The 14,009-nt window shown below is 68.8% G+C and carries 11 protein-coding genes and 2 pseudogenes; 8 read left to right on the top strand and 5 right to left on the bottom strand.

Features of this window, described 5'->3' with window-relative positions:
* Nucleotides 1-69: 69 nt before the first annotated feature.
* The 3 genes and pseudogenes from ACZ4YY_RS36365 to ACZ4YY_RS36355 all read left to right on the top strand — a co-directional run bounded on the left by ACZ4YY_RS36365 (nucleotide 70) and on the right by ACZ4YY_RS36355 (nucleotide 2,758).
* The gene (locus ACZ4YY_RS36365; protein WP_468299537.1) at nucleotides 70-1,503 is read left to right on the top strand and encodes a serine/threonine-protein kinase; all 1,434 of its coding nucleotides are present in this window, start codon (nucleotides 70-72) and stop codon (nucleotides 1,501-1,503) included.
* 546 nt (nucleotides 1,504-2,049) lie between these two features.
* Nucleotides 2,050-2,232: a hypothetical protein gene (locus ACZ4YY_RS36360; protein WP_468299535.1), complete on the top strand. Its 183-nt coding sequence runs from the start codon at nucleotides 2,050-2,052 to the stop codon at nucleotides 2,230-2,232.
* Nucleotides 2,233-2,242: 10 nt separating this feature from the next.
* Nucleotides 2,243-2,758: pseudogene (locus tag ACZ4YY_RS36355) on the top strand (hemerythrin domain-containing protein).
* Nucleotides 2,759-2,875: 117 nt separating this feature from the next.
* Here ACZ4YY_RS36355 and ACZ4YY_RS36350 read toward each other — a convergent pair.
* The 4 genes and pseudogenes from ACZ4YY_RS36350 to ACZ4YY_RS36335 form a co-directional block, all read right to left on the bottom strand.
* Nucleotides 2,876-3,085 carry a DUF6207 family protein gene (locus ACZ4YY_RS36350; RefSeq protein WP_468299533.1) on the bottom strand — a complete coding sequence of 70 codons (210 nt, stop codon included), beginning with the start codon at nucleotides 3,083-3,085 and terminating at the stop codon, nucleotides 2,876-2,878.
* 50 nt (nucleotides 3,086-3,135) lie between these two features.
* On the bottom strand, nucleotides 3,136-3,885 hold the full coding sequence (locus ACZ4YY_RS36345; protein ID WP_468299531.1) for an MFS transporter: 750 nt from the start codon (nucleotides 3,883-3,885) through the stop codon (nucleotides 3,136-3,138).
* A gap of 702 nt (nucleotides 3,886-4,587) precedes the next feature.
* Nucleotides 4,588-5,393, bottom strand: a pseudogene (locus ACZ4YY_RS36340) (SDR family NAD(P)-dependent oxidoreductase).
* Nucleotides 5,394-5,519: 126 nt separating this feature from the next.
* Complete coding sequence (locus tag ACZ4YY_RS36335) at nucleotides 5,520-5,771, bottom strand: hypothetical protein (protein WP_468299529.1); 252 nt, start codon at nucleotides 5,769-5,771, stop codon at nucleotides 5,520-5,522.
* 501 nt (nucleotides 5,772-6,272) lie between these two features.
* Here ACZ4YY_RS36335 and ACZ4YY_RS36330 point away from each other — a divergent pair.
* The 5 genes from ACZ4YY_RS36330 (at nucleotide 6,273) to ACZ4YY_RS36310 (ending at nucleotide 13,373) form a co-directional block, all read left to right on the top strand.
* On the top strand, nucleotides 6,273-6,539 hold the full coding sequence (locus tag ACZ4YY_RS36330) for a hypothetical protein (protein ID WP_468299527.1): 267 nt from the start codon (nucleotides 6,273-6,275) through the stop codon (nucleotides 6,537-6,539).
* A gap of 51 nt (nucleotides 6,540-6,590) precedes the next feature.
* Nucleotides 6,591-7,523 carry a hypothetical protein gene (locus ACZ4YY_RS36325; RefSeq protein ID WP_468299525.1) on the top strand — a complete coding sequence of 311 codons (933 nt, stop codon included), beginning with the start codon at nucleotides 6,591-6,593 and terminating at the stop codon, nucleotides 7,521-7,523.
* Nucleotides 7,524-7,665: 142 nt separating this feature from the next.
* Nucleotides 7,666-9,090: a hypothetical protein gene (locus tag ACZ4YY_RS36320; RefSeq protein ID WP_468299523.1), complete on the top strand. Its 1,425-nt coding sequence runs from the start codon at nucleotides 7,666-7,668 to the stop codon at nucleotides 9,088-9,090.
* An 807-nt stretch (nucleotides 9,091-9,897) separates the two neighbouring features.
* Nucleotides 9,898-11,325: a family 43 glycosylhydrolase gene (locus ACZ4YY_RS36315; RefSeq protein ID WP_468299561.1), complete on the top strand. Its 1,428-nt coding sequence runs from the start codon at nucleotides 9,898-9,900 to the stop codon at nucleotides 11,323-11,325.
* 332 nt (nucleotides 11,326-11,657) lie between these two features.
* A complete protein-coding gene (locus tag ACZ4YY_RS36310; RefSeq protein ID WP_468299521.1) occupies nucleotides 11,658-13,373 on the top strand; it encodes an AbfB domain-containing protein in 1,716 nt (571 codons plus the stop codon).
* 429 nt (nucleotides 13,374-13,802) lie between these two features.
* On the opposite strand, the gene ACZ4YY_RS36305 is transcribed toward ACZ4YY_RS36310, so the two are convergent.
* Nucleotides 13,803-14,009 (bottom strand): RICIN domain-containing protein (locus tag ACZ4YY_RS36305; RefSeq protein ID WP_468299519.1); only part of this gene is annotated, 207 nt, incomplete at its 5' end.

Here is a 14,009-nt window from a genome sequence, read left to right as displayed (position 1 = left end):
CCGGTGCCTTGTGGGTACCTGCGTGCGGAGCTCGCCACCAGCGGGCGTACGCCGGAAGTGGGAGAGAGCATGGGGTTCCGCGAGTCGGGTTTCGCACTGGCTTCCCGGTACTCCGCCCGGATACTGGCCGGCCGATACCGTCTGGACGCGCTCATCGGTTCGGGGGGTGCTGCGGACGTCCACCGCGGCTTTGACTTGCGGCTGCGTCGGCCGGTGGCAGTCAAACTGTTCCGGCCCAACACCGGCTTCGACGCAGAGGAAGCCTTTCTGAGCGAGGCCATGATCCTGGCCCGCATGCAGCATCCCGGGCTGGTGACCGCCTACGACGCCGGACGGCACGACGGTGACGCCTATCTGGTCATGCAACTGATCGAAGGCCACACCCTCAAGGCGCGCATCGCCGAGAGCCCCCTGGCTCCCGAAGCCACCGCCGCACTCGGTGCCGGCCTCGCCGATGCCCTGGCCCACGCGCACGACGCTGGAGTCGTCCACCGTGACGTCAAGCCGTCCAATGTCATCCTCGACGTATTCCATCACCCCCATCTCACCGACTTCGGTATATCTCGGTTGCTCGATGCCACCACACGCACCGCCACCGGCACCCTCATCGGCACGGCGGCCTACCTGTCGCCCGAACAGGTCCTGGGCCGGCCCGTCGGACGGCCTGCCGACGTCTACGCCCTGGGTTTGGTGCTTCTCGAATGCCTCACCGGCAGGATCGAATACGACGGTGGCCCCTTGGAAGCCGCGATAGCACGGCTTCACCGCCCGCCCAGCCTCCCGGACTACCTCCCTGCGGAACTCGCCGCCCTGCTGAGCGACATGACCGCACTCGACGAGCAGGCGCGCCCGACGGCACACGACTGCGCCCGGACGCTGGCTGCTCTGTCCACCGGCACGGACCTCACGTCCCACCGGTCCGCAGCCCGTGCCACGGGCGTCGCTGCGAGCCGGCGCCCCGCAGGTGACAGCACCAGCACCCACAGGGCGCCGCTGTCCGGCCCGGAGCGGCCCGTTTCCGAAGCGGCTTCCCGGGCCAGTTCCACACCTGCTCGTCCCCGGAGCCGCGTTCTGATGGCCGGGGCAACTGCCGCACTCGCCGCCGCCATGGCCGCCACCCTCGCCGTCGCTGACGGTTCCTCGCATCAGAGCGCTGAGAGCAAGGCGGCCCCTCCCAGCAGCGGTCCAGCCGTGACCTCCTCTTCCCCCGGCACCTCAGAAGACGGCAACGACACCCCCGCGCCACAGCCGTCCGTCAGCCACACCATCTCCGCCCCTGCACACAGCGTCAGCCCGGCACCGGGAAACCTGAGCGGGCAATCGGTCACCGACGCGGCCCCGACACCAGGCAGCGCCGCCCCTCGGCAGGACACAACCGACGTCTCAGAGCGCCCCGAGACGAAGACCGCGAGCGAATCGACCGATCAAGGAAAGAAGAAGGCGTCCACAGGTCAGGGCAACGCACAGAGCGCGGAAAAAGCGAATAAAATCAAGAAGGGGTAGCTGCACCGACGCCCAGCAGGGCCGAGCTCTCCGCGTCCGGGGCGCACTGGCAGACGAGAGGGCGCAGGCGCGCTTACCGCTCCCGCGCGCCGGGGAGCAAACCCGCGCGTAAGTTCTCAAAGACGCCGTCCCTGCGCAGCCTCAAGACACGGTTTCGCGTCCGAGCCAGACTGCTGGTTCGGGAAGTTCACCGAGCGGGCCGTTTGGACGGGCACGAGCTCGACGCGGGTGCAGTCGGCGCCTTCAGCGCCTTTCACCGACGCTTGGAGGCGGCCTTGTTGCCACACTGCCCGCCGCGCCCGCAGGCCGCGGACAGTCCCGCCAGGGGCCGCCGGGCCGGCAGGCTGAGCCGGCCAACACTCTCCGTCGGCCACTCCAAAGCTGGCGCGGCATTTCCATGCTCCTGCCCCCATGGACGTCGTAGACACGCGAGCGGATCGGGGCGCTCGCTCAGCCGGTCGCGCGTCGGCGGGGCCGCCGCGCCCGTGCCGCCGTCAGTGCGGCGGCACCGTCGGGCCGGGTTGGCGGCGGGGGAGAGGTCCGCAGGTGATCGCCGATGCGCGGGTTACCCACCCGACCCTCATCAGCGGGGAGGGCCATGAGTCGGTCAGCGACGTCTACGACTGGCAGGCGGTCGTCTCCCGCTACAACCAGGAGCTGCCGACGGCGCCGGACGCCGCTCGGGTTTGGGGTCGGGCCCCGCTGACCTCATTGACGAACAGCGAGTGATCACCAGGAAGTGGTGGAGCTTTTCCGCCAGCTTGAGTCTCTGCCCAGTGATGACGACCAACGGCGCAATGTTGCGGAGGTCATCACGGTGGAGCTGGTGCGCCACTCGGTCGCTGACGAGTATTACCTCTATCCAGCAGTCCGCGAGTACCTGGAGGGCGGTGAGGCACTCGCGGACGCAGAGATCGAAGATCACATGGTGATCGAGCAGCTGCTGAAGGATCTGGAGCGCGTTTCAGTAGACGACTCACGGTTCGACAGCCTGCTCACCCAGCTGATGCGGGAGGTCCACGCACACTTCCAGGATGAGGAGGAAATTCTTCTTCCTGCCCTGCGTGAAGCGTGCCCCCCCCGAAGTCCTGACCGATCTGGGGGAGAAGGTCAGAGCTGCGAAGAAGAGCGCCCCAACCCGACCACAGCCGTATTCTCCGGACAAGCCGCAGGTCAACCAGCTCCTGGCCCCGGGGGGGGCGGCCTGATGGACAGGTTCCGCGATCGACTCGCCGACCAGGAACGCGAGACCTGACCACACGCGGGGCGCAGCAGCGCATGGTCTGCGAGCGCTTATGGACGGTGAACGCCTCTCGCGTGCGCCTGAGCGCCTGCCTTGATGTCAGCGGGGCGTGGTCGCCGCCTCGCAGCACTACGAGGCGGGCTCTTGGCGTAGGTCCAGGAAGCAGCGCAGCCGTACACCGGGCTCGCCGGGCTCCCGAGTCGTACGGTCCGCCGGCGCGATGGTGCATCGCGTGGCGAGCAGTTCCTGGATGGCGAAGGCGGTCTCGTCATCTGCGGCCGCGACCTCGACTCCGGCCAGGCCCGGCGCTGCTACATGTGCCTCGTTGATCTGCCTCATGCCTGGCACCAGGCGCCGATGTCCGAAGAGGTTCTCCTGCCGCCACGTCTTCACCCGACCGGGTACGCCGCCGGGCGCGCGGCTAGACGCGTGCTGACGTAGCGCACGCCCGGGCCCCACCGCTCCATCCCTGGGGCCATGCACCACCTGCCGGTGAGCGCGGCGGCCCCGGCCAGGTCCAGGCGGACACCGCGGGTGCGGGACGGATCGGGCAGCGGGGTGCGGCGGGACACCATGAGGGCGACGGCGATCACGGGGACGTTGAGCCAGAAGGCCCAGCGCCAGTCGAGGCCGCTGACCACGAGACCGCCGCACACCACCCCGGCCACCGAGCCGACACCGCCCGCGCCCGCCCACAGCGCCAGGGCCCGGGCACGCTGCTGCGGTGCCGTCGCCGCCACCAGGAGCGACATCGCGGCGGGCACGAGCACGGCCGCCGCCAGCGCCTGCCCGGCGCGGTCGGTGACGAGCAGCGGGCCGCTGGGGGCGGCACCGCACAGGGCCGAGGCCACGGCGAAGGCTCCTATGCCGTGCAGGAAGAGACGCCGGGACCGGGCCAGATCCGCCAGCCGGCCGCCCAGCAACTGGAGCCCGCCCACCAGCAGCACGTAGATGTTGGTCACCCATTGCACGGCGTCCAGCGACATCGACAGGTCGCGCCGGATGTCGCTGAGGGCGAGCGTCACGATGTCGGAGTCGGCGTTGGCGAGCAGCGGAGCGAGGACGGCCAGCGCGAGCAGCCGGCGGTCCAGCGGGGGCGCTGCGCGGTCGCGTGGGCGTGCAGGAGCGGCCAAGGCCATGACGGCTCCAGGGAGTTGGCATCGATGCCGCCGCGCCGGCCCGGCAGCGGGGCGAGCGGGAAGAAGCAGCCCGTGGCCTGCCGTTCGGATCGGCGCGGATCAGGCGGCGGGGCCTGGTGCGGGCGGGCACCGCGAAAGGCCACACGACGTGGTGGCGGCCGGCGGTGACACGGCAGGGGCGTGCGAGCCCGGCGATCCGAACAAGTGGCGGCCCTGGGACCGCGAGACGCCACGGCGGGGAGGACAGGGAAAGGGGCGAGGCGGGGCGGGGAGGACAGGGAAAGGGGCGAGGCGGGTGGGGCGCGGAGCAGGCACCCGCGCCAGGGCGCCGGCGGAGGCCGGGTGCTGCGGCGGCACGCGGGAGCGAGCGGGACGCGGCGAAGGCGCGCGGACGAAGGCCGGACGCGGTGTTCCGCCGGAGGTGGCCCGTGCCGCCGCGGACGGCACGGGCCACCTCCGGCGGTGCCGTCGCGGAACCGGGCCCGGGAGTGGACGCAACTCCTGCGGTCTTCCAGGGGCACCGGCGGGCCGGCGGCGGGTGGCCCCACGGGGCAACCGCCGCGCACAGCACCGCCGCCGGCCCGCGCGATCAGGTCACCGCACGCCACCGGCGGGCGTGGTGCGTCGTACGCCCGGCCGCAGTGCGGCGGCCGGGCAAGGACGCAGGGGCGGGGCTTCGCCGGCCCTCCCGCACGGTGGTGCTCAGAGCTCCTTGAGGAGCCCGCCGTCGACGACGAACTCGGCACCCGTGGTGCTGCCGGAGCGCGGCGACGCCAGCAGCACGACGGCGTCGGCCACCTCCTGCGGCTCGACGAAGCGGCCCGTGGCCAGGTTCAGCATCTCCGGGACGACGCTGTTGATGACGTTGTCCTTGTCGGTGCCGGCCTGGGAGGCGATCATGTCGGCGACGCCGCCCTCGTCGGTCCACCACGGCGTGCGCACCACACCGGGGGACACCGTGTTCACGCGGATGCCCTGGGGGGGAACTCGCCCGAGAGCACCTTGGTGATGTTGCTCAGGGCGGCCTTCGCGGCACCGTAGTCGACGTTGATCGGCGAGGGCTGCCGGGCGTTGCCGGAGGAGATGTTCACGATCGCGCCGCCGCCGCGCTGCTGCAGGTGCGGGATGGCGGCACGGATGGCACGCACGGCCGAGAACAGGTTGAACTCGAACATGGCACGCCACTCCTCGTCGGAGGCGTGCAGGAACGAGCCGCGGGGCAGGGTCACGCCGGGCGGCGGGCCACCCGCGTTGTTCACCAGGATGTCGAGCCCGCCGAACTGCTCCACGGCGCGGTCGACGACCTGCGCCGGCGCGTCCTCGTCCATGAAGTCGGCCGGAACGTGCACGAGGTTCGGGCCGGCCAGCGCATCCAGCTCGGGGGTGCTCTTGCGGGACGTGGCCACGACCCTGGCGCCCTCTTCGAGGAGCGTGCGGACGATGGCCAGGCCGATGCCCTTGGAGGCGCCGGTGACGACGGCGACCCGGCCGGAAAGCTGCAGATCCATAAGGTTCCTTCTCGATGGTCGGCCCCGCCCTGAGGTGGGGGAGGAGCGCGGTGCGGTGTGCTCTCGTCATGGGAAACACCGCCGTGCCCGAAGGTGTTGCAGGCGATGTCCACCGGGCCCGCGGGATCAGCGGTGCCAGCGCATGACCTCCTCCGGAAGCTCCTCCAGCTGCGCGATCTCGGACGGCTTGCGGTCCATGTACCGCGGGTCGCACTCCTGGTGCCCTAGCAGCCGGGCGATCGGGGCCAGCGCGGTGAACAGGGCGCGCTGCAGCGCCCAAGGCGGCGAAGCAAACCGCACCACGTCACCGAACTCCAGCGTGGCCACCGCCTGCTGCAGCAGCCGGGGCATGCCCTCGGGCGTGATCTTGCCGTCCACCTACGGGGCGAAGTACTGCCACCGATGCCGGCCGCAGCCGTGCGATCCGCCGCCGTGCCGACAGTGCGGTTCGACCGAGGACTACTGGTCAGCGACAGGGGCCGCTCACCGGATCCGGCGGGCCCGGGCGCGGTTCCCCGAACCCGCACAAGTGTCGTAACTGTTACCGCGATTCGTCAGCAGAGCGCCCGGCGTCCTGCCCGGACTGCTTCGCATGGGGGATACTGCGGCGCTACGGCAGGATGTGTTTGGGCTGCCGAGGCTGGCGCCGGCTCTACCCAGTCGTCGGCCCGTGCCAGGTCTGCGGCCGGGAGTTGTCCCTGCCTGAGGGCGCCTGCCGTCTGTGCACCAAGCAGGCCAGTTGCTGTGGCGCCCCTCACTACGCCCTGAATCAGGAGGAGGGGAACCGGCACGGGCAGCAGCTGTTCTTCGCCGACATGGAACGGCGCGTCCGGGCTGCTGACGCTGGGGCCGGTCCGCTGCGGCCCCGAACTGCCTGCGATGCCCCCGCCTGTGCTGCTGCCGGTCAAGCACCGGCAGTTGATGCTCTTCCCGCCGCACGGCAGGGACCTGCGGCGTGGGCAGCAGCACGGATTCCCCGAGGCGGATGCGCCCGAGGTGGCGGGCGGCCGCCGCCGACGACTACGCGCGACGGCACGGGCTGGAGTACTGCACCGCATGGGGCTGGACCGCAGCCTGCGCGTCCTCCTGGCCGTCCACGACACCCCCGGCGCTCCGTTCCGGGCGTCCGCCGTCCTGCTCCTGTGAGACTGGGACCTTCCGGCCAGGCCCCTGTTGAAGCTGTCGTCCCAGCTCGACATGCTCGAGGATGACCGCATCCCGCCGGTGGTGCCCTGGTTCCGCGAGCTCATCGCGGACTTCCCAGAACCGATGGCCGGCGAGCTGAACACCTGGTTCGAGCTCATGCTCGCGGGCAGTACCACCGCACCACGAGTGAAGGCACGTTCGTCCCGGTGGATCCGGCGCATGGTGAGAGCCTCGCTGCCCGCCCTGCGCACGTGGGCGGACCAGGGCAAGGGCTTTCTGCGCTCCATCACCCGGGACGACGTCCTGGACGTCCTGCCCGACAACGGAACCCCACGGGCCACAATGCTCCAGGGCCTGCGGCACATCCTCCGGCCCCTGAAGCGCCGGAGGATCATCTTCACGGACCCCACCACCCGGATCTTCTGCGGTATGCCGACCGCTACCATCCCTCTGCCGGTCGAGGTCACCGACCTCCGCCAGGTCCTCCAGGACCAGGCGGAGCCGAAGGCGGCCCTGTCGACCCTGGTCATCTTCCACGCACCCACCTCGGGAGAACTGCGCACTCTGATGACCACGTACCTGCGCGACGGCAGGCTGTTCCTGGCCAACCGCACAGTCCTGCTCGCCGACCTGGTACGCGACCGGCTCGCGGCCTACCTGGATTACCGCAACAGCCGGTGGTCCCGCACCGCCAAGCCCCACATGTTCGTCTCCCAGACCACGGCCTGCGGCGTCCAACCCGTCAGCCACGTCTGGATCAACGACGTACTCGGCATACCCGCCCGCCGCCTCCGCGAGGACCGCCTCCTACACGAAGCCGAGGCCACCCGACGCGATCTGCGCCGCATGTGCGACCTGTTCGACCTCTCCGTCGGCGCAGCCCTGCGCTACACCGCCACCGTCGACCAAGAAGGCCTCATCGAATACAACCTCCGCAACGCCGGGCCACGCCCGGAAGCCCGAGCCGCCGATGACACCGGTTGAACAACGTGGATCGGCCCTACCTATGAGACAGCGCGCATAACAGCCGCGCTCCGCGAATTCGTGAGCCGAGTGGGAAGGCTGCGTGCATCATCAGTAGGGGGCTGGGTGCGGAGCCTGGCCGGTCAATCGCAGGGGAGGCGACGTGGCAGCCTTGAAGCCCAGTCGAGTGCTGATCGACCAGACAATGCTGTGTGAGGCAGCGCGGCTCTTGGAGGGCACCAACACACCCTGGCCTGATCGGCGTATCTCACCACTAGGATGGGAAATACCCAACCCGGCCGAGCGTCTCGTTCACTTGGCAACGCTGCTTGACGCGCTGTTGCTCTACGACGAGCTCTACGTCCTTGACGCACAGCTTCCGCACGATGCGGACGCGCTGCCCCTGCGACAAGTCCTGCTCGATCGTCACATCCTCCGACACGTTGACACGCGCACATTGTCAACGGACGTGGCGGACGAGCTCACTGGGTTCTTGCGCGATGCAGAGACCGTCGCAGGACCCCTGGGGGCCTCGCCCCGGCTCGCTTCCGGAGAAGAAGTGGCCAACGGTGTCCGCCGCCTACTTGCCCACCAACGCGAGATCGGGGAAACCGCGACTCGTCGTGACCTGGAACTCGCTTCGGTCATGCATAGCGAGGTGGAAGGTGACCTCGTCTATGGCCGTCTCCAGGGCGCGCGCTCCGAGCTTCGGTCCGATCCGCTGCGCACGCTCGGCTCGGCAACGCTCGGGAATATTGGTTATTTCCGTAGCGGCGCAGTCTACAGAGGCGTTTCACACCTCCGTACCTTCATCTACTGGCGCATTTCTGCCCATCTCCGTATTCCGTTCCTGCCTTCTTTGTATCGCCTACCCGCCTACCACCTCATCACGGATTACGTACGCCGCACCGTCCAGGACCGTGTCTACGAGATCGTCGCCGACGCCTTCCGAACGACCGTAGGCGAGGTTTACGAGGACGAGTACCCGGTTCCGCTGTACCTCCCGCCCGCGCTGGCTCTCTTCCTCGACCACCTCCGTACACACGGCGACATCGCAATGGCCGTAGAAGACTTGCGTCACCAGCACCGCAAACTCCGCCGGACCTTGACCGAACTCCAACAGTCTCTCGAGACTGGCTCGACTCTGGGGGAGGTCAAGGCTGCCCGTCGTCGGCTCAACGCAGCTCTGGATGCCCTGCGCACCGATCTTGGCCCTCACGACCAAGCTGCAGTCGGCACAGTCGACCAGCTCATCGACATCGTGCCCGGCGTAGTCAACGCGGCCGCCAATCCCCTTGATGTGGGTGGCTATGCCGAGGCGCTGATGGCCCGTCCGGCCGAGTGGATTCGCTCCTGGTGGCTGCGGCGTCCCGTTCATTCCGCCGTCAGGCTGAGCACCCGTTTGGAGCATCTAAGCCGATACCACCGCCTCCTTGAGGAAGCCACGGGCCAGCGATTCGATCCAGCTCACGTCGAAGGTCTACGCCGAACGTACGGAGACGCCCTGAACCTCTACGGCGGGGATAGCCGACTTCCCGCAGCACCCCCGTGTGCAACGGCAGAACCTCCGGAACAGGAACCGGCGTAGCCCGGCCCTGCTTCAGGACCCGCTTTTGAACCTCGAACATCGTCAGCATCTCGACGCAGAACAGCAGCGCTCCCGGGGCCTGCACGCGGGGCATCTGCGGCTCGTCTCCCACTGCCGAGTGCGGAGATCGTCTGGTGCAGTTGTCGGCGGAGGCGAGGGGCTCGCGCCCGTCGATACGTCCGCGTGGATCGGTGGTCAGGGTGTGGGGTAGGGGTTGGGGACCGGGCCTGTGGTCAGGCCGTGTTGGGCCGGTCGGCAGCGCCGGTGATTTGGTCCCAGATCGAAGCGGGCGGACGACACACCGGTGGGCCCGGTCGGCAGGTCGACGCCCTGCTGACGGCTTATCGCACGCCTCTCCTCCCTACAGAACGACCACATCACTCTCAAGGTCCGCGAGGCGGGCCGCGTCGAAGTGGCAGAAGGACAGCCGGGTGCCGGGGTGCCCTTCACCCTCCACAAGATCGGTGGACGCCGGAGCCAATCGCCGGGTCGGTCCGCAGGTCGTCAAGCCCGTCACCCGGCTGGAGAAGACCCACCGCGGTCCATTCCCTGGCCAGAGTCGAGGACGTTGCCGCAGCGGCGACCACGGACTCTCAAGCAGCCGACGGTCGGGCGAAAGTACCTGAGCAGCTGTGCATAGGGAGACTTTATGTGACGGAAGCGTTGACCGGAGTAGGCCCAGAACCTATCTTCTGACCGATTCCACGAACCGCGTTCGATATACCGACATCGACGGTATCACCGCACCGCCAGCACCAGAGGGAGCACCCTGTGAGACCTGAGCTCACCCGCCGGACGGTCCTCGGCATGATCGCCGGCTCGGCCGCCGCCACCGTCACCGGTGTCTCAACCGGCACCGCCCACGCCGCCGTGCCCGCATCCCCCGGTGTGACCTACACGAACACCATCGCCGAGCAGCGGGCCGACCCGCACATCTTCAAGCACACCGACGGCTTCTACTACTTCACCGCCACCGTGCCGGCATACGACCGCATCGTGCTGCGCCGGGCCACCACGATCCAGGGGCTCACGTCCGCCCCCGAGACGACCATCTGGACCAAGCACACCACCGGTGAGATGGGCGGCTACATCTGGGCCCCCGAGATCCACTTCATCGACGGCAGGTGGTACATCTACTTCTCCGCCGGTGCCGCGAACGACAGATGGAGGATCCGGCCCTACGTCCTGGAGTGCGCGGACGCGAACCCGATCACGGGCACCTGGACGGAGAAGGGCCGTATCGCGCTGCCGCTGGACACCTTCTCCCTGGACCCGACCACCTTCGCCGTGAACGGGACGCGCTACCTCGCCTGGGCGCAGGACAACCCGCCCGTGTTCGGCCTCGGCACCAACATCTACATCGCCCAGATGGTCAACCCGTGGACCATCACCGGCACACCGGTCCTGCTCAGCCGGCCGACCGCCGCGTGGGAGAAGGCCGGAGGCGCGACGGTCAACGAGGGCCCGGCCGTACTCGAGAAGAACGGCAAGGTCTTCATGACCTTCTCGGCCAGCGCCACCGACGCCAACTACTGCATGGGCCTGCTGACCGCCTCCGCCTCGGACGACCTGCTGGACGCCTCGTCATGGACCAAGAACGCCGGCCCCGTCTTCGTCAGCAACGCCGCCACCAGCCAGTACGGCCCCGGGCACAACCAGTTCACGGTCTCCGAGGACGGCAAGTCCGACATCCTCGTCTACCACGACCGCAGCTACAGGGACATCAGCGGCGCCCCGCTCAACGACCCCAACCGCCGCACCCGCGTCCAGAAGATCTACTGGAAGGCCGACGGCACCCCCGACTTCGGCATCCCCGTCGCCGACGGCCTCACCCCGATCCGGCTCTCCTCCTACAACTTCCCCGACCGGTTCATCCGGCACTGGGAGTACCGCGCCAGGATCGAGGCGAACGTCGCGCCGCTGGCAGACTCGCAGTTCCGCGTGGTCACCGGTCTCGCCGGCACCGGCACCGTCTCCCTGGAGTCGGCCAACTTCCCCGGCTACTTCCTGCGCCACAAGAACAACGAGGTGTGGGTGGAGAAGAACGACGGGACGTCGCTGTTCGCCGGTGACGCATCCTTCACCGCCCGCGCCGGCCTCTCCGACTCCGCCGGGGTCTCCTACGAGTCGTACAACCTCCCGGGCCGCTACATCCGCCACTACAACTACCTGCTGTACGTCCAGGCCGTCAGCACGACGACCGCCCGGGCAGACGCCACCTTCTACACCCAGTAGCCGAAGCCCCTCTCCCTCCGCGGCAGCGACCAACTGGACCGACCGGCTCCACCTCCCGCCCAGCCCGTTCGACCCGCGCCTCATCCTGTGAGGTGAAGGGTTGAACCGTAGGACTGGGCGCGGGAGGCAGGGGAAAGGCCCTCCGGCAGTCGATTCGAGCTGTTGTTCTCCCCGAAATATGGCAAGAAGTAGCATTTTTCCGTTCAAGGATTGCCCTTCCCTCGACCGGACGGCCGCTCGGAGCCGTCGGCTTGGGCTGTGCCGGGACGAGCCCCTGGATGTACGCCACGGCCACAACCGCTGCTTCTCACCTCGCACGACGGCACGGAGAAGTGGATCGTCTACCGCGCCGACAACACCGCGAACGCGGCGGCTGCGGCAACGGCCGCACCACCCCCGCCCGCGGCAGAGCCGTCTTCCACGACGACGCATCCTTCTTTCGAAGCGTCGGCCTCGCCGAGTCCATCAACGACGTCTCCTCCGAGTCGCTCAACTTCCCCGGCCGCTACTCACGCCACTTGAACAACCTGCTCTACGTCCAGCCGGCCGGCACGGCACTCGACCAGCAGCACGCCGCCTACTACGCGACACAGCGGCGGAGCAGCGACCGAGCAGTCCCCGCTCTGCCCCCACCTTCAGTGACCGCACCACATCAAGGAGCCATCATGACGTTGCCGGTCCCCAGTCGAAGAAGCGCGATGAAAGCGCTCCTCGCCCTCGGCGCGACCCCCGCGGTCCTCGCCTCCCCGCTGGCACCCCTGCTCAGCGGCACGGCACACGCGGCCGCCCCGCCCGCCGGCCGGACCTCGCGGTACACGATGACCGCGTTCACGTACTCCAGCGAGCGGAACATGTACGTGTACGACTCCGTGGACGCCACGGGCTTCGACCTCGTGAAGGGGCCCGCCTACACACCGCCGTCCGGGCTGGTGCGCGACCCCAGCGTCTTCCGGCACACGGACGGGTTCTACTACGTCACCTACACCAGCAGCTGGACGGGCAACACCATCGGCTTGGCCCGCAGCTCGGACCGGCAGAACTGGACCTTCCTCGGCAACATCACCATCAACCTCCCCGACGTCGGGAACGCCTGGGCCCCGGAGTGGTTCATCGACCCGGACAACGGCAGCGTCAACATCCTGGTCTCCCTGCACCTGAACCCCGAGGCCAGGGGCGTCTTCAACCCGTACGTCATCACGGCGACCAACAGCACCCTGACTTCGTGGAGCACCGCGACCCCGATGACCGGCGGCGTCAGGGGGGGTTACATCGACACCACCGTCGTGAAGATCGGCTCGACGTACCACGCGTTTCTGAAGAGCACCTCCACCAGGTCCATCGACTTCGCCACCTCCAGCAGCCTGACCGGCCCCTGGACGATCACCAAAACCGGCAACTGGGTCGACCTCGACGGTGAGGGCCCGGTCCTGGTGCAGCTGGACAACGGCGGCTGGCGCATCTTCTTCGAGGACTACATGCGGCGCAGGTTCTACTACGTCGACAGCTACGACACCTTCAAGACCTGGACGACACCGGCCGAACTGCCCGGCCTGTCCGGCACCGTCAAACACCTCACGGTGGTCAAGGAGACCGTCACCGGAGGCGTGACCCTGCCGCTCGACACCACCCGCTCCTTCCGGTCGGTGAACCTCCCCGACCGATACATGCGCCACCGCAACTTCCTCGGCTACACCGACCCCGTGGACGCCTCCAGCACGAGCCAGACCAAGCAGGACGCCACCTTCGCCGTAGTCCCCGGCCTGGCAGACGCCAACTGCTACTCCTTCCGCACCGCCAGCGGCCTCTACCTGCGTCATTCGGCGTTCCGTGTCCGCGTCGACGCCAACGACGGCACGGCCACCTTCGCCAAGGACGCCACGTTCAACGCCCACCCGGGCACGGCGGCGAGCTCGGTCGCCCTGGAGTCGTACAACTTCCCGGGCTACTACGTCCGCCACCGGAACGGCGAGCTGTGGGTCGACCGCTACACGGCCACCGACCTGTTCCGCGCCGACCGGAGCTTCCAACCCGTCACGGCCTGGTCCTGAGTACCGGGCGGTGCGACGCACCCGGCGGTGTTCGGAGCAGCCACAGGGCTTGACACCTGCGGCCTGTCTTTGGATCAAACCCGGGGTCGGGGACTGAGGTGTGACGCGTGCGCGACTCACCGCCGGCGTGTGGAGTTCATGGGGCCGTTCCTGCCGGTCGGCAGGAACGGCCCGTACCGGGAGCGGCTGCGTTAGCAGTTCGAGGGGGTTGTCTGGCAGCTCCACACCGGTCGTGCCAGTGGCGGGAGATGCCCGGGCCATTCTGTGCCTGGCAGGCGCTCTGCTACCGCTTCACGCGCTGCCGCCCCCCAAGGTTGGAAAGGCGAAGAACAGGCTGGCGGCGAGCAGTGTCGCCGCCAGCCGGGTCAAGACCCTGGGTGTGTTTCCTGTCTCTTCGCGGGTGTCGTGACGGGCAGGGGAAGCGGGTCGTCAGGAACGCGACCACTGGAAGCTGGCTGCTGTGCCGCAGGTGCGCTGTTCGAGCAGGGCGAGGTTCTCGGTCGAGGCGCCGGCGACGTTGACGCACTTGCCGCTGTGGCGGGCCCTGAGCTGGAAGTATCCGTCGGTGGCGACCCAGGCGAACTGCTGGTTCGCGCCGGCATGGCAGCGGTACTGGACGATGCCGGCGCCGTCGGC

This window comes from Streptomyces sp. NPDC030143 (assembly GCF_055573695.1).
The sequence above is the reverse complement of the archived record's forward strand: the minus strand, read 5'-3'. Positions and strand labels throughout refer to the sequence as shown.